At 61.4% G+C, this 20,551-nt stretch carries 13 protein-coding genes; 1 reads left to right on the forward strand and 12 read right to left on the reverse strand.

The annotated features are described in order from the left end of the window. Window positions 1-136 precede the first annotated feature (136 nt). From G3256_RS12490 to G3256_RS12510, 5 genes are read right to left on the reverse strand one after another with little or no spacing between them, the layout of a single operon-like run. Window positions 137-1,411: an amidohydrolase family protein gene (locus G3256_RS12490; protein WP_169641135.1), complete on the reverse strand. Its 1,275-nt coding sequence runs from the start codon at window positions 1,409-1,411 to the stop codon at window positions 137-139. Then, on the reverse strand, window positions 1,411-2,355 hold the full coding sequence (locus G3256_RS12495) for an ABC transporter permease (RefSeq protein WP_169641136.1): 945 nt from the start codon (window positions 2,353-2,355) through the stop codon (window positions 1,411-1,413). Before G3256_RS12495 ends, G3256_RS12490 begins: the two co-directional genes overlap by 1 nt. Window positions 2,356-2,361: 6 nt before the next feature. Continuing rightward, complete coding sequence (locus G3256_RS12500) at window positions 2,362-3,411, reverse strand: ABC transporter permease (protein WP_169641137.1); 1,050 nt, start codon at window positions 3,409-3,411, stop codon at window positions 2,362-2,364. After that, window positions 3,401-4,942 (reverse strand): ABC transporter ATP-binding protein, encoded by a 1,542-nt coding sequence (locus tag G3256_RS12505; protein WP_169641138.1) that lies wholly within the window; start codon window positions 4,940-4,942, stop codon window positions 3,401-3,403. Before G3256_RS12505 ends, G3256_RS12500 begins: the two co-directional genes overlap by 11 nt. A 10-nt stretch (window positions 4,943-4,952) precedes the next feature. Further along, window positions 4,953-5,972, reverse strand: a complete 1,020-nt coding sequence (locus tag G3256_RS12510; RefSeq protein WP_169641139.1) for a BMP family protein — start codon at window positions 5,970-5,972, stop codon at window positions 4,953-4,955. Window positions 5,973-6,440: 468 nt separating this feature from the next. Here G3256_RS12510 and G3256_RS12515 point away from each other — a divergent pair, with 468 nt between their 5' ends. Further along, a complete protein-coding gene (locus G3256_RS12515; protein ID WP_169641140.1) occupies window positions 6,441-8,732 on the forward strand; it encodes a mechanosensitive ion channel domain-containing protein in 2,292 nt (763 codons plus the stop codon). Between the two features lie 101 nt (window positions 8,733-8,833). Here G3256_RS12515 and G3256_RS12520 read toward each other — a convergent pair whose 3' ends face one another. The 7 genes from G3256_RS12520 to G3256_RS12550 all read right to left on the reverse strand — a co-directional run bounded on the left by G3256_RS12520 (window position 8,834) and on the right by G3256_RS12550 (window position 20,550). Then, window positions 8,834-9,625 carry a bestrophin-like domain gene (locus tag G3256_RS12520; RefSeq protein ID WP_169641141.1) on the reverse strand — a complete coding sequence of 264 codons (792 nt, stop codon included), beginning with the start codon at window positions 9,623-9,625 and terminating at the stop codon, window positions 8,834-8,836. Window positions 9,626-9,882: 257 nt separating this feature from the next. Beyond that, window positions 9,883-11,814, reverse strand: coding sequence for an acyl CoA:acetate/3-ketoacid CoA transferase (locus tag G3256_RS12525; protein WP_169641142.1), 1,932 nt, complete (start codon window positions 11,812-11,814; stop codon window positions 9,883-9,885). A 20-nt stretch (window positions 11,815-11,834) separates the two neighbouring features. Further along, window positions 11,835-12,770, reverse strand: coding sequence for an alpha/beta fold hydrolase (locus G3256_RS12530; protein ID WP_169641143.1), 936 nt, complete (start codon window positions 12,768-12,770; stop codon window positions 11,835-11,837). Continuing rightward, window positions 12,767-14,563, reverse strand: coding sequence for a PHA/PHB synthase family protein (locus tag G3256_RS12535; RefSeq protein ID WP_169641144.1), 1,797 nt, complete (start codon window positions 14,561-14,563; stop codon window positions 12,767-12,769). Before G3256_RS12535 ends, G3256_RS12530 begins: the two co-directional genes overlap by 4 nt. A 75-nt stretch (window positions 14,564-14,638) precedes the next feature. Continuing rightward, window positions 14,639-17,152, reverse strand: coding sequence for a CoA transferase (locus G3256_RS12540; RefSeq protein ID WP_169641145.1), 2,514 nt, complete (start codon window positions 17,150-17,152; stop codon window positions 14,639-14,641). 74 nt (window positions 17,153-17,226) lie between these two features. Then, window positions 17,227-18,789, reverse strand: coding sequence for a BCCT family transporter (locus G3256_RS12545; protein ID WP_169641146.1), 1,563 nt, complete (start codon window positions 18,787-18,789; stop codon window positions 17,227-17,229). Window positions 18,790-18,888: 99 nt separating this feature from the next. Beyond that, window positions 18,889-20,550: a GMC family oxidoreductase gene (locus G3256_RS12550; protein WP_169641147.1), complete on the reverse strand. Its 1,662-nt coding sequence runs from the start codon at window positions 20,548-20,550 to the stop codon at window positions 18,889-18,891. Window position 20,551: the final 1 nt, after the last annotated feature.

Here is a 20,551-nt window from a genome sequence, read left to right on the forward strand (position 1 = left end):
CGCGAAGCCCGCTGCCGCACCGGTATCACTGTCAGAACTCCGCGGCAAAGAATCAAGGTCTCAGTGCCGGTCAGGCCGTGTCCTGCCTGCGCTTTGCGTTCCCTGCGCCGGTCCTGCGGCCCCTGCCCGGTTGTCTCTAAAGCGTATGCCGGCGGGTGACGCGCGCCGGCCGCCCCGGCAGGGACAGCTGTGCATCGCCCCGCGCGCGCCGGCTGATCACGCGCCCTTTTGCGATCACGCAGAGCCGCCCGGCGCGCAGGCGCAGCGCCTCCACGGGATCGCCCGCATCCAGCACCACCAGAGACGCCTGCGCCCCGACCTCCAGCCCGTAGCCCTCAAGCCCCATTGTGCGTGCGTTATGTGTGGTCACCATGTCAAAACAGGTGCGCATATCCGCAGGGCTGGTCATCTGCGCCACATGCAGCCCCATAAAGGCCACGTCCAGCATGTCCGCAGTGCCGAGTGAATACCAGGGATCAAGCACACAGTCCTGCCCCCAGCCCACATTGATGCCCATGGCCAGCATCTCACGCACCCGCGTGAGGCCGCGCCGCTTGGGGAAAGTGTCATGCCGGCCCTGCAGCACGATGTTGATCAGCGGGTTCGGGATGACGTTAATCCGGGCCTCTGCAATCAGTGGCAGCAGCTTGGACACATAGTAGTTGTCCATCGAATGCATTGAGGTCAGGTGCGAGCCGGCGACCCGGCCCTGCAGCCCCAGGCGCTGCGTCTCAGAGGCCAGTGTTTCGATGTGCCGCGAGTTCGGATCATCCGTTTCGTCGCAATGCATATCGACCTGCAGACCGCGTTCGGCGGCGATCCCGCAAAGCTCCGTAACCGAGGCCGCCCCGTCCGCCATGGTACGTTCAAAATGCGGTATGCCGCCCACCACATCAACGCCCATATCAAGCGCGCGGATCGTATTCGCGCGAGCCGTCGGATCGCGGTAAAAACCGTCCTGGGGAAAGGCCACCAGCTGCAGATCGATGTATCCGCGGACCTTTTCGCGGACCTCCAGAAGTGCGGATACTCCCAGCAACCGGTCGTCGCAGGTATCCACATGGCTGCGGATCGCGAGCAGGCCCGTAGAGGCCGCCCAGTCGCAGTAATCGAGCGCGCGCGCGACGACCTCATCGTGGGTCATCACCTCTTTGAGTTCCCCCCAGAGGCCGATGCCTTCCAGCAGCGTGCCCGAGGCATTGATGCGCGGCGTGCCATAAGACAGCGTGGCATCCATGTGAAAATGCGGATCGACAAAAGGCGGGCTGACAAGATCGCCGGTGGCATCAATCACTTCGCCGGCTTCGGCACCCTCAAGCGCGTCAATGGCTTTGATCACGCCCTTTTCGATGCCGATGTCGGTGACGCGCCCGTCGGTCAGCGTGCCACCCTTTACGATGAGGTCAAACATCAGCGCTCTCCTTTGTTGAACGGTACCATCAGGGCGGCGGGCACGACCGCACGGCGCGACATGACGATCAGCGCGAGGATGGACAGGATATAGGGCATCATCAGGAAGATCTGATACGGAATATTGGCGCCAAAGGAGGTCTGCTGCACGCGTATCTGCAGGGCGTCAAAGGCTGCAAAGAGCACCGCGCCCAGCAGCGCTTTGCCCGGGCGCCAGGAGCCGAAAACCACCAGAGCGATGCAGATCCAGCCGCGCCCGTTGACCATCTCAAAGAAAAAGCTGTCAAAGGCGGACATGGTCAGGAACGCGCCACCCACGGCCATGAGCCCGCTGCCAAAAATTACCGCCCCCATGCGGATCGCCGTCACAGAGAGCCCCTGTGCCGCGACCGCCGCCGGGTTTTCGCCGGCTGCCCGCACCGCCAGTCCCAGCGGGGTGCGGTAAAGCACACAGGCCACCAGTCCAACCATGATAAAGGCAAGGTAGGTAAAGGGGGTCTGCGCGAAAAACGCGGGCCCGACCAGCGGTATATCCGAGAGGAGCGGGATTTCGTATGGCTGGAAAGCGGTAATTTTGGGCGGGCTGGTGACTTCGGGCAGCGCCAGCCTGTAAGCGAAATAAGTGGCCGATGTTGCCAGCAGCGTGACCCCGAGCCCCACAACATGCTGCGAAAGCCCAAAGGGCACCGTCAGCAGGCTGTGCAGCAGGCCGAACCCCATGCCGACGAGCATCGCAACCGCAACCCCCGTCCAGAGCCCGGTGCCGGAATACACCGCCATCCATCCGGCAAAGGCCCCCGCGACCATGATGCCTTCGATGCCGAGGTTCAGCACGCCTGCGCGCTCACAGATGAGTTCTCCAAGGGTGGCGAAAATGAGCGGGCTCGCAATGCGGATCGCAGCGGCCCAGAAGCTGGCGGTAAAGAGGATTTCGAGGATTTCCATAGCGCCCTACCCCCGTACCACACGAAATCGCGTCAGCATGATCGCGAGCACCATCAGCAACAGCGCTGTGGCCAGCATAATATCTGCAAGATAGGTCGGCACACCGGCCGCACGGCTCATGCTGTCGGCACCTACAAAGATGCCGGCGACAAAGAGGGCCGCCACCACCACACCCAGCGGATGCAGCAGCGCCAGCATGGCCACGATAATGCCGGTGTAGCCATAATTCGGCGACAGATCGAGCGTCAGGCTGCCCTTGAGCCCGGCCACTTCGGAAAAGCCCGCGAGGGCCGCGAGACCGCCCGACAGAAGCGCCGTTTTGACCAGCACCCGGTTGACCGGAATGCCGGCGAAGCGGGCCGCTTCCTGATTGAGCCCCACGGCGCGCATTTCATAACCCAGCGTGCTGCGCGTCTGGATCACCCAGACAACGACGGCAGAGATCAGCGACAGGGCAAAGCCCCAGTGCAGGCGGATCCCTTCGATGATCTGCGGCAGGCGGGCCTCCGGGATGACCCGGGCCGACTTTGGCCAGCCCATACCCATCGGATCCTTGATCGGCCCTTCGAGCAGCATCGAGATGAAGAGCAGGAAGATGAAGTTAAACAGCAGTGTTGTGACGACCTCATCCACACCAAAGCGGGTTTTCAGCAGTGCGGGGATCAGCAGCAGTACGGCGCCCGCGAGTACCGCGCCGATGGCCAGCACGGGCAGCAGCGCAAAGGAGGGCCAGGTCAGCGCGCCGGTGCCCAGCAGAACGGTGATCAGCGCGCCGGCAAAAAGCTGCGCCTCTGCCCCGATGTTCCAGAATTTGGCCCGGAAGGCCACCGCAACCGCGAGCCCGGTAAAGATCAGCGGTGTTGCGCGTTTGAGCGTTTCCACAAGAGCAAAGCCTGACCCGAAGGCACCTTTGATGATCAGCCCGAAGACGGAAAACGGATTGGCACCCGCGAGCATCGCCAGCAGCGAAGCGATCAGCACGGTCACGACAAGTGCGGCGGCAGGCGGCACGAGCCGGCGTGCGACGCCGGGGTTTTCCACCGGTTCAAGACGCATGGGCCACCCCCTCTTCAAAGGCCTGACCTGACATCCAGAGGCCCAGCTCAGCCGGCGTCTTACTGCCGCGCGCGAAGCCTGGCGAGAGCCGCCCGTCGGCGATCACATGGGTCACATCGGCCAGCGCCCGGATCTCATCGAGGTCCTCGGAAATCAGCAAAACGGCCGCACCTGCGTCACGCGCAGCCAGCAGCTGCGCGTGCACATAATGCACAGCACCGATATCGAGCCCGCGCACCGGCTGATTGGCCAGAATGATGCGCGGTCCCGCCTCCAGCACCCGGCCGAGGATCAGCTTTTGCATGTTCCCGCCCGAGAGCAACCGGATGCGCGTGCCGGGCCCCGGGCAGCGCACGTCATATTTGTCGATGATGCCCGAGGCAAAATCGCGGGCCGCACGCCAGTTCAGCCAGCCTGCGCGGCTGAAATCACCGTCGCGGTAGCGCTCGAGCACGGCATTTTCCGTCAGTGAGAAATCAGCGATGGTTCCGGTTTTGTGGCGGTCTTCGGGGATCCGCGCGATGCCGCTGCGGATGGCCTGCAGCGCGGACCAGCGCGTCACCGGCTCACCGGCGAGAAAGAGCGTGCCGGACTGCGGCGCGATCATCCCGCCGACAATGCCGGCCAGTGCCGCCTGCCCGTTGCCCGAGACACCGGCAAGCCCGGTGATCTCTCCGGCGCGCAGATCAAGGCTCACGCCGTGCAGCCCGGGCACAGTGCCCTGATCTGGCGTACTTACCTTTTCCAGCCGCATCAGCGTGGCACCCGGCGTGGCCGGGCGCGGCTCGGGCGGCTCTGCGGTTTTACCCATCATCAGGGCGGAGAGCGCATCCTTATCCGTCTCCGGGGTCTTTACTTCGGCGACCATCCGGCCATGGCGCAGAACGGCGACCCGGTCAGAAATCGCCAGAACCTCATGCAGTTTGTGCGAGATAAAGATCACCGACAGCCCGTGCGAGACCGCCTGGCGCAGGGTCGCAAAAAGGTCGGTGGCCTCCTGCGGGGTCAGAACCGCCGTCGGTTCATCAAGGATCAGAATTTTCACATCTCGGTAGAGCGCTTTGAGGATCTCAACGCGCTGGCGTTCCCCCACGCTTAAGGTGGCGACCTGAGCGTCGGGAGAGACCGCGAGGTGGAACCGCTCTGAGAGTGCTGTGATGCGCGCGCGGTCTGCGGCCTGCCCGGTCTGCAGGCTGAAAATGCTGCGCGTGCCGAGGGTGATGTTTTCCTGAACCGTCAGGTTGTCGGCCATGGTGAAATGCTGGTGTACCATGCCCACACCGGCCTCAAGCGCCGCGCGCGAATTACCCGGCGGCAGTGTTTTGCCCATGACCTCTACAGAGCCCTCATCGGCCGTGTACTGGCCGAAGAGGATGTTCATCAGCGTGGTTTTACCCGCGCCGTTCTCGCCCAGCAGAGCGACAACCTCGCCTGCCCGCAACGACAGGCTGACCGCATCATTTGCGGTCAGCGCGCCGAAGCGTTTGGTGATATTGTCGAGGCGTAAAACCTCCGGTCCGGGCGTGCCCACGGGGCTGAGCTCAGGACGAGGAGGTGGGCTCTTCGTCGTTGATCTCCACCGTGAAGCTGCCGTCTCTGATAGCGGCCTCGCGTTCGGCGACCAGATCCAGCGCCTCCTGCGGGACCTTGCCCTCGAATGTGCCCAGCGGTGCGAGTGTGGTACCGCCTTCTTTCATGAAGGAATAGACGCCGTAATCGGCAGCAGTGAAAGTGCCCGCCTGTACTTCAGCGATGGCTTTGTCGAGCGTCGGCTCAAAGTGCCAGATCGCGGAGGCCACAACGGTTTCGGGATAATCCGCCTGGGTGTCGATGACGTTGCCAATGGCCAGGATGCCCTTTTCCTGTGCAGCATCCGACACACCGAAGCGTTCAGCATAAAGGATGTCAGCACCATTTTCGATCATCGCAAAGGCGGTCTCTTTGGCTTTGGGCGGATCAAACCAGCTGCCGATGAAACTGACCTGAAAGGTGATGTCGGGGTTCATCTCGCGCGCGCCCGCCATAAAGGCATGCATCAGCCGGTTCACTTCCGGGATCGGGAAGCCGCCGACCATGCCGATATTGCCGCTTTCTGTCATGGATCCGGCAATGATACCGGACAGATAGGAGGCATCCTGAATATAGTTGTCGAATACCGCAAAATTCGGCAGTGCCGGGTCTTCCTTAAAGCTCGATCCCATCAGGAAGGCCACTTCCGGGTATTCGGCGGCCACTTCGCGCGCTTCCTGTTCGGCACCGAAAACTTCGCCGATGATCAGCGTATTGCCGGCTTCGGCATATTCACGCAGCACCCGCGCATAGTCCGTGTTGGAGACGTTTTCAGAAAAGGAATAGTCGATGTCGCCCCGCTCCTGCGCAGTGACGGCAGCTTTATGGATACGGCTGACCCACTGCTGCTCCACCGGCACGGTGTAAATGCCCGCAGTTTTGATGGGTTCGGCAGCAAAAGCCCGGCGTGCGCCTGTCAGTCCGACCATCAGTGCCGCAGCAGCAGAAGTCAGCAGAAAGGTGCGCCGGCTTGTCCGTGTTGTATGTAACATGAGTTTTCCCCCGTTATTGGTATTCAGTCACAGTCATCGATTTGACCAGACGGTAAAGAATATTACCGCTATTGAAACCAAAAATTCGCCACCTGCCCGAACTTAAGGCAGTTTACCCGCAGCGATTGCAGAATCCGGCCGCCGCGCAGCCGTGAAACAGCCGAAGACATCGCGATACCTCTGGCGGCGGCTTCGCCCGCCCTCGTTGTGAGCGGGCAACAAAATACCCGAAGGGGTCTGTAACGGCTCAGTTGCCGGGCTTCAGGCTTTGCTTTTGGCGAATTCTGAGGGCATTGTCGACACAGCGACTGCCTCCGGAGTTCCGGCATCGCCGGTGGGGACCGGCAAGCCCGCGCAAAGCCGCACGGACCACCGGAGACCAGCCGAGGAAAGATACGCATCTGACGTCTGTCCGCGCCTGCGGAGTATGCCGGTCATCTGCGTGGGGACAGAAGACAGGAAGCTCATATGCGTATTCAACTGGTGCTCGCACTCCTCCTTTTCACCATCACGGGGTTCGGCGCATCGCCGGCCATGGCGCAGGTGCCGGACCTGTCGGGCGCCTCCGGTTCGGAAGCGACAGATGCCGCTACAGCTGAGCTGCCACAAAGCCCCGAGGCGATCCGCGATCTGGTGGCGCGCATGCCCGATGATCAGGTCAGAAGCCTTCTGATTGAGCAGCTCGATGCAATGATCAGGGAAGAACGGGCCGCTGAGGCGGAAGCAGTCACCTTTGCCGATCAGCTCGCGGTGACATGGCGCGCGTTTTTCACGCCGGTCACGGATACCATTGCCAAAGTCCCGCTGCTTTTTACGCGGCAGATCGATGCCTTTTCGAACTTCGGCGCGGCCTTTGGTCCCGGGGGCCTCATGGCGCTGGCCGGCTGGCTTGTGCTGGCCCTGGGGCTCGGACTTGCCGCCGAGATCCTGTTTAAACGCTTTGTGCAGAGCAAAAGCAGTGCCGCAGCACAGCCGGCCACGGACACGCTGGCCGGAACGCTCGGATTTCTGGCCCGCAGGCTGGGGCGTGAGATCCTTGGTCTGGTGGTCTTTTACATTGTGATCCGCATCGTCGGTGTCTCCTTTCTCAGCGCAGAACAGGTGGCCGTGCTGGCCCCGGCTGTGCGTCTGCTGATCCTGATTCCGCGGCTCATCGCATCGCTGTCGCGCTTTGCCCTGGCACCGGACCACCCGGAACTGCGCCTGATGAGCGTCAGCGATCACTGGGCAAAGTACCTGCACCGCAATTTGATCGGTCTGGGTCTTCTGGGCGGGTTCACGCTCTTTATTGTCGGTTTCAATGCACAGTTCGGCGTCCCGGTCGGGGAGACCGGGCTGGGGTTCTGGCTGAACCTGGCCATGCATATTTATATCGCGGTGATCGCATGGACGGCACGCGAAGGTCTGACACAGATGATGCGCGGCACCGATCCCGACCGGACCGCCTATGACGAGATTTCGGCGCGCGCCTATCCTTATTTCGCCATTGCTGTGTCGGCCTGCACCTGGGTGCTGGCGATGATCGTTGCCGGCTTTGGCAATGTGGCGCTGCTGCTCAAAGCGCCGCACTATACCACCATGTTCTGGCTGCTGATGGCGCCGATCATCGACACCGCGATCCGCGGGCTGGTGCGCCATCTGCAGCCGCCGATGATCGGTCAGGGGCCGGTTGCGGAACAGGCATACAAATCCAACAAACGCAGCATGATCCGCATCGGACGGGTGCTGGCTTTTGGCGTAATCGTGCTGATCATCGCGAACGCCTGGGAGATCGATCTGGCCAATATCGCCTCGGCCGGTGCCGGAGAACAGTTTGCCGGCAATCTGATCGAATTTATGGTGATCTGTGCCATCGGTTACATCATTTACGAGCTGGTCTCGCTCTGGATCAACAGACGTCTGACGCGCGAGATGTCCTCGTCGATGACCAGCGATCAGGAAGCCGGCGAAGGCGGTGGTGCCGGTGGCTCTCGCCTTGCAACTGTTCTGCCGCTGGTGCTGGTTACCGCTCAGATCGCGATCGGCACGATTTTCACGCTGCTTGCCATCGGCTCGCTTGGCATCGACACGACGCCGCTTCTCGCGGGGGCCGGTATCCTTGGTCTGGCCATCGGCTTCGGCGCGCAGAAACTGGTGACGGATATCGTTTCCGGGGTTTTCTTTCTGGTGGATGATGCCTTCCGGGTCGGAGAATACGTGGACGTTGGCGGCACGATGGGCTCGGTCGAGAAAATCTCGATCCGCTCTATGCAGCTGCGCCACCACCGTGGCAATGTGCACACGATCCCCTATGGCGGCATCGACAAGGTGACCAACTTCAGCCGCGACTGGGTCATCATGAAGCTCATGTTCACCGTTCCCTTCGACACCGATCCCAATAAGGTCAAAAAGATCTTTAAGAAGATCGGCGCCGAGATGCTTGAAGACCCGTTGTTCAAGGATGATTTCCTCGAGCCCTTCAAGAGCCAGGGCGTGTTCCAGTTTGATGACGTTGGCATCGTGATGCGCGGCAAGTTCATGGCCAGACCGGGCACGCAGTTCACGATCCGCAAGGAGATTTACAACCGCGTGCGCAACGAGTTCAAAGCGAACGGCATCGAGTTTGCCCGCCGTGAAGTCCGCGTGGCAATCCCCGGACTGGATGACGAAGAAGAGCTGACACCCGATCAGCGCGCCGCCGTCGGTGCCGCGGCAGGCGGCGCGGTTCAGGCGCAGATCGAACAGGAGGCAGCGGCTGCCGAAGCGAAAGGCAAAAAGTAACGGGCTGACCGGGCAAAACCGGGCGCGGGGCGCCGGGTTACATCAGCAGATACCTGACGGGTGAGGGTCTGAGCGCCCGGCCGAGGCGCCGGCGCGGGCGTCTATTCGCGGGACTTCATTGAAACCAGGGCGCTTTCGATAGCTGCCTGATCGCTTTTCAGAAACCCGTGTCTGGGGTCATCCAGATCAGAGATCAGCGTGATCACTGCCGCAAAGGCCACCGTAAGCGCGGGCAGCAATTCCGAGCGGCGCCCCGAGCTTGCGGATATTCGATAGGCCGCAGCAGCAACGCCGAGGGATGACACCAGATAGAGACTGGCCCAGATTGCCCAGGGAATGCGGTTGCGCACCCCGCGGGTGACGCGTTCAGTATGGATATCAATGATGTCGTTCACCGAAGAAATCAGCAATGCACTGTTGGGTGAAGGGTTCGCTTTCGCGTGGCGCACGACGATGTCCCAGATCCGGCTCTGAATGTCCTCAGAGCGGCGCACCACCGCGTTGAACTTTGCCTCATCAATATAATCCGTGGCCGCCCGCAGACGGACTTCGGTATATTCCGTGATCAGGGCAATGGCCTCGCGCCGCGGCTCCGGGTCAAGAAAATCAAAGCGCAGATAAGCAGTGCCGATGGCATTAGCCTCGTTGAGCACAACTGATTTTCGCTGATCAAAGTGGCTGGCAGCGATCCCGAAGGTAAAGGCGAGAAGAAAACTCACGAGGCCCAGAATGGCGCCTGTGGCAATGCCCGTGCCGGCAGCCTCGGATGTATTCCCGCCGGTATCCTTCCATCTGGCAAATCGGTATCCGAGTTCCAGCGCCATCGCGATAATGGCCACGGTTCCAAGGAACACCGCCCAGGACGGCAACGCAGTGAACAGATCCCTCGACATCTTCGCCCCACCGAAAACCAACAGCTCAGAGATAGCGCAATCATCCTGACACCGGCAACTGTTTTGCTGAGACCTGTGTCAGCGGCAGGCACAGCGGTGCATTTTTCTCATACCCCTGCCCGGTCTGGTTGCGAGGGCGGGACGCAGCACCGTTCCGTGCAGATGCCACAGGCGGCAGGCTGCACCATGTCGAGTTGACTGGCGGGGATGTTTTCCACCTCGCAGTGGCGTGCCGGTAACGCTCCCCGGCTCTTCTTTCATACGTCACCTGCCGCAAGAAATTTCCGGGCCTCCTCCGCGCTTTCAAAGATATGAGGTGCAACGTTCCGCTCGAAAGTGCTGCCCAGCTTCATGCGCATAAAGGCCGAACTCGAATAGCGCGTCACCACGCGGTAAAAGCGGTCTTCGAGGTCCTGCACCATCGCCGCGTAGCTTTGCTCGATTTCAGGATCGATGCGGAAATCGTCGTAGTTCACGATAACATCGACCCGGCCGGGCTGCGTGCTGCACACCTCTTCGATACGGGTACGGATGTTGTCTACGTCGCTCTGACGGCGGACCCTGAGCTTTTCGAAATTGTTGTAAAGATACGTGCCGCCGGGATCCATCGCGATACGGTCGTTGATGTCGAGCCAGAGCAGATCCACCTGAAGATCCATCGGATCATCGCGGAATATCCGCGCATCCATCAGCGCAGGCTCCTCCATCAGCGGGCGGAAACCCATCTGCGCGAGGATATCCTTGTCGATATCGATGCCGGGGGCGACCTCGGTGAGTTTCAGCCCGTCCGGGGTCAGCTCAAAAACGCAGCGCTCGGTCACATAGAGCACCGGACGTCCCTGCCCGGCTGCGTGCGCGCCGGAGAAGGTGATCTGCCCCACGGCGCTCAGAAACTTCTGAGTGCTGCCTTCGGTCAGGATACGGACCCTGCCGTCGCTCAACGCCACATCGAGCCCGCCGGAGGTGAAAGTGCCCGCAAAGACCAGCGCGCGGGCGTTCTGGCTGATGTTGATGAACCCGCCGGAGCCGGCAAGCCGCGCGCCGAAGCGTGAAACATTGACGGACCCGGTGCCATCGGCCTCGGCCATCCCGAGAATGGCCAGATCGAGCCCGCCACCGTCATAGAAATCAAACTGGTTGTTCTGCGGAATGATTGCATCCGTGTTGGTGGCGGCACCGAAATTCAGCCCCGATGCCGGTTGCCCGCCAATGCTGCCCGGCTCTGTCGTCAGCGTCAGATGGTCAAGCAGCTTTTCCTCAGCGGCAACGGCGGCGACCCCCTCGGGCATGCCGATGCCAAGATTGACGATGCCGTTCACAGGCAGCTCAAACGCCGCACGGCGCGCGATGATCTTGCGCACGGACAGCGCCCCGGCCGCGATGCTGCCTGCGTCGACGCGAAAGCGTCCTGTGAAGGCATGGGAAAAGGGCGTGGAGAAAGTCTGATCATGATCACCGGGCTCTGCCACAACAATCGCATCGACCAGCACGCCGGGGATCTGCACATCACGCGGACTGAGCGCGCCGCGCGCCACGGTACGCTCGACCTGGACGATCACGGCACCACCGGAATTACGCACCGCCATGGCCTGGGCGAGGTTGTCGAGGGTCAGCGCCTCTTTCTCAAGGGTCACATTGCCCATCGGATCGGCCGTCGTGCCGCGCAGGAACGCCACGTCAATCGGCATCGCGGGATAAAAGAGGTATTCTTCGCCGGCCACTGCCGTCACCTCAACCACATCGCGCAGAGAGGTGGCGTTGATCCGTCCGCCCTCCAGCCGCGGATCCACAAAGGTGCGCAGACCCACGCGGCTCATCACGCCCGGTCTGCCGCCCGCAGTTTCGCGGAACTGCTGGCTGATCACCCCCTGCGGCAGGTTCCAGGCCTCGATTTTGCCGTCCACGGCGAGGCGCGCAAGCTTTGGGATCAGGCCCCAGTGCCCGCCGATCACTTCCGCAACGAGGCCCTCGTGCCCCAGATGGTTCAGCCCGCGGGTTTTCCCGTCGCCCTGCCCTGCGGCGAAAAAGAGCTTTAATCCGCGCGGGGTGCCGGTCTCCAGAAACTGTCTCTCAAGCGCCCGCAGGAGCCCTTCGGGCACGCCCGTCCCCACGAAACCTGATGTGGTCAGACGGTCACCGTCACGGACCAGCCGGACGGCCTCATCTGCCGAGAGGATTTTATTGCGCATGGCCTCGTGTTCTCCCTGCCTCAGGTGGCGTCCAGCCAGTCGCGGACCGGACCGCTGACGGACGGATGGTTGGTGACCGGCGTATGGCCCACACCGTCAAGCTCAAGCACCTGCGCGCCGGGCTGATGTTCGAGCATCTGTGCGAGCAGCCCGGGTGTCAGAAAATCGGAACCGGTGCCCCGGATGATCATGACCGGACAGGTGATGCGTTTCCAGTAGGACCAAAGACTGAAGTGATAGAGCAGCCAGTACCGGCGGAAATTCTCGCCGATGCCCGGGTCAAAATGCGGCGCATACCCGCCGTCTGTGTCCCTGTAAACACTGGTGCGTGCCATCTGCTGCCAGTCTGCGTCGTTCATCGGGCCAAAGCCCTGATATACCTCGCGGATATGGGGCTCCACATCTGTGTAATCCGCAAAACGCAGGGGGTCTGACAGATAGGTGCTGACACGGCGCAGGGCGGCAACCGGCACCTCGGGGGCCACATCATTGACGACCAGCCGGCGGATCGGGCTGCCCGGCATGCCGGCCATCATGATCCCGCAGAGCCCGCCCAGAGAGGTTCCGACCCAGTCAACCTCGTCACACCCCGTAGCCGCCATGACAGCCGTCAGATCGCAGTTATACTGCGCCACATGGTAATCGCTGGCATCGGGCAGCCAGTCGCTCGCGCCGCGCCCCACAAGGTCAGGACATATCACCCGGCGCCGCGCGCCAAGCACCTCTGCAAGGTCTTGGAAATCGCCACCATGCCGGGTCAGACCGTGCACACAGACGACGGGGCGCAGTCCGGTATCCTGACCATGCACCTGGCAGGCGATGGTGTGAAAACCGCGCGGATTGATGGAGCGCACACGGATAAGTTTTTCAGCAGACTGGCGAAATTCATCAAGCGACCAGTCCGGCGCCGCGGGCGCGGGCGGGAGCCTGCCTGCGGTGCCGTCATCCGGGCTCATCTGACGGTGACATAGCGTCCCGGCGCCGCCTCAATCACCGGGAATTTTTTCGAGCCGGGCTTGCGGGCCGTCACCATTTTCTCACCGTTTTGCCCGGCCAGCCAGGCGTTCCAGTGTGGCCACCAGGACCCTTCGTGCTGTGTGGACTGCGTTATCCAGGTGCCGGCGTCATGCCCCTCCATCGCGCCGGTACGGTAGCCGTATTTGGTTTTCGTCGGCGGGTTGACCACGCCGGCGTTATGACCCGATCCGCCCAGCACAAATACGCGGTCGGCAGTGAAGTTCTGCGCGCCCTTATAGGTCGAAGCCCAGGGGCAGATGTGGTCTTCCTCTGCGGACATGAAATAGAGAGGCACGTCCACTTTGCTCAGGTCAAGCTTCTGGTCACCGATCTCAATGGCACCGGGTTTTTTGAGCAGATCCCTGTTATAGAGCGTGTCGAGATACCACAGGATCATCTTCGGCGGCAGCCGCGTGGAATCCTGAAACCAGTACACCATGTCAAATGGCAGCGACTGTTTTGCCAGAAGGTAGTTGTTGACCACATGGCTCCAGATCAGGTCATTGGCGCGCATCAGTGAAAAGACCGAGGCCATTTCCTCGCCTGAATGGTACCCTCGGGTCTCAACCGCGCGGCGCAGCGTTTCGAGCTGTGCGTCATCGACAAACACACCCAGATCGCCCGGCTCTTCAAAATCGGTCATACAGGCCATTAGCGTTGCCGAATTCACCGGCGTGTCGCCCTTTGCAGCGAGGTAGGCAAGCATCGTGGCCACCAGCGTGCCGCCGATGCAGTAGCCTGCAACATTCACATCTCGGGCTCCGGTGATCTGACGCATCACGTCGATCGCCTCCAGCGGACCCTCAAACATGTAGTCGTCAAACCCCTTGCCCGCGAGGTCACGCCCGGGATTGACCCATGAGACCAGAAAGACCGTATGCCCCTGATCGACCAGCCATTTCACCATGCTTTTGTCGGGCGTCAGATCGAGCGCGTAGTATTTATTGATCCAGGGCGGAACGATCAGCAGTGGCCGCGCGTGCACCGTTTTCGTGGACGGCGCATACTGGATGAGCTGCATCATGTCGTTTTCAAAAATCACGGCGCCGTCGGTGGTTGCGAGGTTTTTGCCGACCTCGAAAGCATCCGGATCGGTCATGGTGATCTTCAGACGGCCCTGGCCGCGCTCCAGATCCTGCAACAGACTGGCAAATCCATCGACAAGATTTTTGCCGCCGGTTTCCTTCGCCCGTTCAATTACTTCCGGGTTGGAATGGGCAAAGTTCGACGGTGAGATCGCCTCCACCGCGCGGCGGGTGTAAAACTTCACCATCTGGCGGGTGTGTTTATCCAGACCTTCGGGTTCTTCTGCCAGTGCCTGGGCATAATCCGCATAGATCAGATAGGCCTGTTTGAGATGATCAAAGACCAGCTCCTCGCTCCAGGCCGCATGCCTGAACCGCTGATCGCCGCGCGCGGGGGCCACGACTGCTTCGGCCTCCCTGCCGGACATCCGCTGGCCGGTCGCTGCAAAGAGCCGGAACATCTGCTCCCAGTAGGCGGTACTGGCTTTCACCAGCGCCTGCGGATCCTGCATAAGCTTGGCATTCCACTCCCAGAAGGCTCTGGTCACCGCGGTCATGTCAAATCCGGGCGGGACATCGCCATCGGCCTGGCGCTCCATAAACCCGGTGAAAATGGCCTGAGTGCGCCGCGCCACTTCGGCGGTCTGCTGCGCCATCTCAGCCTGCTCTGCAGCCCCCGGAAAGGGGTTTTTATCTTTCTCAGCCATAGATGTCTCCTCACCTTGTCTGCGCACCACACCGCCGGAGGTCCCGGCGATGTGGCGATTTGCGGCCTGCTGTGATCAGCTGGGCAGGTATTCGCGGGACCAAGTCTCGCTGACAGCACCCTTTGCGATCATGTCGTCGATATCGGCCACCCCGTATCCCAGTTCTTCAAGCAGAACGCGGGTGGATTTACCGAATTTCTCCGCAGGCTCCGGCGCATAGATCGTGCTGCGCGAGGGACGGATGGCATAAGGATCAAGCTGGGTAATGACGTGCCCGCTGGGGTGATCCTCATAAACCGAGAAGGAATAGCTGCCCAGATCGGTGCCCGGCCTGCCATCGGCGGGCCGGCTGGAATAGGCGCGGATGGTCTCAATATTCTCGCAGACCGCAGCCCCGATGCCTGCCGATTGCAGACGCTCGACCCAGTCGCTGGCACGGGCGGTCATAAAGACACCGGCAAGGAAGGCCGCGCGGTCTTCTTTCGCCAGATCCTCAAGTCCCTCGAAACCTTCTACTCCGGCCAGACGCGGCACGTCCGCCTCATAGGCGCTGAGCAGCACGAAGCGGTCAGACGAGGTGTAGTAAAAGCGCGTCAGCTCATCATAGCCGTTCACTTCACGCCCCGCCGGCTCATCAAAGAGACCGCGGCGTTCGTAGTCATAGCAGAAGGGGATCTGCGCCAGTCCGCTGAGTGCGGAAAGCGAGGTACGAGGACGCCCGATGCGGCCTGTGCGGTACTTCTGATAGAGTGCGGCAGCTATGCCCAGCGAGCCGCCGAAGCCACACATCACGTCAATGGTGCCGACGTGCGCGTGCTCTTCGGGCGTGTCCATGGTGCCACCAAAGCGCAGCATGATGCCTGTGGTCGCCTGCACCAGATCGTCATAGCCCAGATAGTTGGTCCGCGGCCCCGGGCGCACACCGCCAAAGCAGTCGAGCTTGCAGAAGATCGCCTCAGGGTTCAGCTTTTTAAGCCCTTCGACGTCGAGCCCCATGGCTTTGACCTGGCGGTCCGGCGCGTTCCAGACGATGACATCCACAGAGGCCACCAGCTTTTCGAAAACCTCGCGGCCCTCGGGCGAGGACATATCCGCAAGGATGGAGCGTTTGCCACGGCCATGCGAAAGACTGAAGATCACGGTGTTCCAGCAGTCATAGTTGGGCGTTGCCGGGTCGAGCTTGATCACCTCTGCGCCAAAGCGCGCCAGATAGGACACCGAATGAGGCCCTGCGATCACGTTGCACATATCAAGCACGCGCACGCCGTCGAGCCAGCCGGTTTTTTCCAGCGCCGGTTTCGGTTTCGGCAGCTTGGTCGGCAGCGCGCGCAGGGTTTTCAGCGCGGCGGCCACCTCAACGGTGCGGCGCGCTCTGGGCTCCAGCATCTCTTCGCCGCTTTCCTCCAGCCAGACCATCGGGCCGGGCTGTGTCATCGGGCCGAACTCGGGATCATCCACCTCGACCATCAGGCCGGTTGTCTCGGCATGGTCGTCGTTGATCCATTCCTGCAGCCAGCGCTGGGGTGCACCGGGGAATTTGCCACGGCCAAAGATGCGCTCCCACTCCTTGGCGGTGCGGGTCATGAAGACCACTTTCATGCGCTCGGAGATCTTATCCGCCCAGAATTTCGGCAGCGGATAAACCCCGAGTGACACGTCGGATTTCCACTCGCTCAGCGGCAGATAAGTGTCTTCTTCCTCACTCAGACCCTCAGCCACCAGATCATCATAGATTCCAAGCGTTTTCAGGCAGCGTTTGGCGTGATGTTTGTGGCTCGGGCAAACGACATAGAACATCCGCCCGTCTTTGCATTTGTAGCTGCGATAGAAGGGGTCGAGCAGTTCCTGAAGCTCGTCATAGGTCACGTTCATCGGCAGACCTTCGATCCGGCGACGCTCGATCTCGGCCTCACGCTGGGTTTTGTAGCGCTCAGGGTAATTATCCACTTTGATCGAGTTGTAACACAGGCCTTCCATCACGGCTGAGGCCAGCGGCACTTCGATATGATCGCCGTGGCCAGTTTTCTCGCGCGACTGAAGCGCAAGCACCACGGCAGAGGCCGCGAGCGTCGTGCCATAGGCAGAGGCCAGCGGCAGCGGTGAGAAAGACGGGTTCACCCCCATCAGGACGCGGTTCAGGCCCATATCGGTAAAGACACCTGACTGGGCCGCGATAACGCTCTCAAAAGCGCGCCAGTTGCAGCGCAGCTCGTCATTGGACGCAAAGCCCGGAATGGAAAGAGTGATGAGGTCGGGCCACTTTTTGCGCAGCTCTGTGAAATCAATCCCGAGGCGTTTCATGACGCCGGGGCGGAAGCTTTCGACCACAATATCGGCCTCATCAATCAGGTCGCGGGCCTGCTGCAGGCCATCCGCGTCTTTGAGATCAATGTTTACGATCAGCTTGTTGCGGTTCAGCGTGGCATTGGCCGGACTTTCCCAGAGCGGACCTGCGGGCGGATCGATATGGATCACCGTTGCACCGAGGTCCGCGAGGATCATCGCCACAGCAGGGCCTGCGATGTACTGACCGAAGTCGATGACCTTGACGCCTGTCAGGGGCAGGAGAGATGAGGTGCCTTTGTTCATGTTCGTAATCCGGTATTTCAGTCGGGTTTCAGGGGGGCGGAGCGGCCAACTGAGGCCGCTCCGCCGGTATCGCATCAGGCGGCCGGGTGCTTGGTCACGAGGTGGTGCAGGCTGGTTTCGGACCCGAAATCCTCTTTGAGCCAGCGCAGCAGCGACAGCGAGAGGATGACCAGTACAGGTATCAACGGCAGTGCCACCACGATGGTTGATGTCTGCACCGGTTTCAACCCGCCAAGCTGGATCAGCGCCACGCCCACCGCGGCAAGGATAAAGGCCCATGTCAGGCGGATGGACCGCTTGGGCTCCTGATAGCCTGAGAGCTTGCGCGAGGTGACCGAGGCCAGGACGTATGCAGCACTGTCGAGCGTGGTCGCCAGAAAGATGAAGCACAGGATCACGAACACCGCCGTGATCAGACCTGACATTGGCATGGTATTCAGGATGGCCTGAACAGTTGCCGGAATGCCGCCTTCGCTCAGGATCGCGGAGACATCGAGCCTGCCCGAGACCTGCAGATCAAGCGCATAGCCGCCCCAGACGGCAAAGAAGACCCAGCAGCCGAGTGAGCCCCAGACCAGTTCCGCCACGATCAGTTCGCGGATGGTCCGGCCGCGCGAGATGCGCGCCACGAAAAGGCCCATCATCGGCGCATAGGCAATCCACCAGGCCCAGTAAAAGATCGTCCAGTCCTGCGGGAAGCTGGAGTGCGTGACAGGATCAGTCCATGTGCTCATGGTGACGAAGTTCGACGCCATCTGGCCAAAGCTGTTCACCCAGCCTTCGATGATGAAGATCTTCGGGCCGACGATGAACGTGAAGGCCAGAAGGAAAATCGCAAGCAGGACGTTGGTGTCCGACAGGATTTTGATCCCTTTCGAGAGGCCGAACCAGACGCTGGCACCGAAAATCGCGGTCCAGATCGCGAGAATGCCAAGGTCAAGACCAAGCGAGGGGGCAACGCCAAGCTGGCCGCTGACAAGGGTGGAGACAAGCGGCACGGCGAGACCCAGAGAGGTGCCGACACCACCGACGATGCCGAAGACCACGATGGCATCGAGCAGCACACCGCCCCAGCCATCCGCGTGATCGCCCAGCACACCGCGCGCGGCCACCGAGAGGCGCACGCCGGGCTGACGGCGGACATACATGGAATAGGCGATCGGGATCGCGGGCAGGCAGTAGATGGCCCAGGGGGTCAGGCCCCAGTGAAACTGGCCATAGGTCAGCGCCCATTCTGCAGCCGCCGCCGACATCGGTTCGACGCCAAAAGGTGGGCCCTGCATGTAATAGATGGGTTCCACCCACGCCCAGTTGACGATGGCAATGCCGATACCGCCGCAGAAGATCATCGCAATCCAGCTGAAATAGCTGAATTCGGGTGCATCATCGGGCCCGCCGAGGCGCACGTTGCCGTAGCGGCTGATGGCAAGACCGACGAGGAAAACGACAGCGCCGAAGCCTGCGAGCAGATAAAGCCAGCCGAACTGGCCGGTGGCGAAAGCGAAAGCGGCGCTGACAGCAGCAGGGCCCGCTTCGGGGAACAGGATCATCGGGGCCACGACCGCGATGAGGACAGCCAGAGAGGGTATGAAAACCCGCCGGTCAAGCCGGTCATCTCCTGAATTGTGGTGTTGCATTTCTTTGCTCCTCCCGCACCAGACCTGTTGGTTTTCCTCCCGGCTGGTCGCGGCAAATGATGGGTGATGTTAAAACAGGGGTATCTCGTTACGGGCTGCTCAGCCTGCCATGCGGATCCAGCGGGCGGCCTTTTCCGCAATCATAAGGGTTGGTGCGTTGGTGTTGCCGCTGGTGATCTCGGGCATGACGCTGGCATCCACCACGCGCAGGCCTTTGACGCCGCGGACCCGCAGCCGCGCATCCACAACAGCGGCCTGGTCATCGTCGCGGCCCATTTTTGCGGTGCCGGTCGGATGAAAGATCGTATTGGCGATGTCGCCCGCAAGTTTCGCCAACTCGTCGTCAGACTGAAACTGCACCCCGGGTTTCCATTCCTCGGGTTTGTATTTCTGCATCGCCGGCCGCGACATGATCTCGCGCACCTGACGCAGGCTGTCGGCGGCGATACGTCGGTCCTGATCGGTGTCCAGATAGTTCGGTTGAATGACCGGCGCGTCATCAAAGCGGTTCGACCGGATGCGCACGTGCCCGCGGCTGGTGGGGTTGAGGTTACACACACTCGCCGTCATCGCCGGAAAGGGATGCAGATCCTCACCGAAAGCATCAAGGCTCAGCGGCTGAACGTGATATTCCAGATTGGCATGTGCATGGCCGGGATCAGAACGGGTAAAGGCGCCAAGCTGACTGGGGGACATGCTCATCGGGCCGGAGCGTTTCAAAGCATACTCAAGACCGATTTTTGCCTTGCCGACCAGCGAGTTGGCCAGCGTGTTCAGGGTCTGTGCGCCTTCAACCTTGAAGACCGCGCGGATCTGCAGGTGGTCCTGCAGGTTCTCACCTACGCCCGGGAGATCTTTCACCACGGCGATCCCGTGCTCTTTGAGCAGTTGTGCCGGACCGACGCCGGACAGCTGCAGGATCTGCGGCGAACCGATGGCGCCGGCAGAGAGAATGACCTCACCGCTGGCCCGCACGGTCACAGCATCGCCACCGCGGCGCACGATGGCCCCTGCACAGCGCGGCGCACCGTCGGCATCCGCCTCGAACACCAGACGCTCGACCTGGCTTTCGGTCCAGACGGTCAGGTTGCTGCGGTTTTTCACCGGGCGCAGGAAGGCTTTCGCCCCGTTCCAGCGCCAGCCGCCCTTTTGCGTGACTTCGAAATATCCCACCCCGGCATTGTCGCCGCTGTTGAAATCATCTGTGCTTTCGATGCCTGCCTCATTGGCTGCCGCTGCAAAGGCCTCCAATACATCCCAGCGCAGGCGCTGCTTTTCGATACGGAGTTCGCCGTCATGCCCGTGCAGGTCGGAAAACCGGCTGTTGTCGCCGGTGGCGGGGTCGGCGCCGCTATCGAGTTTGTAGTGCTGCTCGTGGGCTTTGAAATCGGGCAGCGCCTTGTCCCAGGACCAGTCATCTTCGCCGGTCAGCTTTGCCCAGTTATCATAGTCCCGCGCCTGGCCGCGCATATAGATCATGCCGTTGATCGACGAGCACCCGCCAAGGGTTTTGCCGCGCGGATAACGCAGCGTCCGGCCGTTCAGGCCCGGCGTCGCTTCGGTCTGATAGAGCCAGTCGGTGCGCGGGTTGCCGATGCAGTAAAGATACCCGACTGGGATGTGGATCCAGATGTAGTTGTCCTTTTTGCCGGCCTCGAGCAGCAGAACCCGCTTTTTCGGATCCGCGCTGAGGCGGTTGGCCAGCAGGCAGCCGGCGGTGCCGGCGCCCACGATGATGTAATCAAACGGTGCCTGTGGCATA

Origin of the sequence: Roseobacter ponti, from assembly GCF_012932215.1 — a bacterium.
GTDB lineage: Bacteria > Pseudomonadota > Alphaproteobacteria > Rhodobacterales > Rhodobacteraceae > Roseobacter > Roseobacter ponti.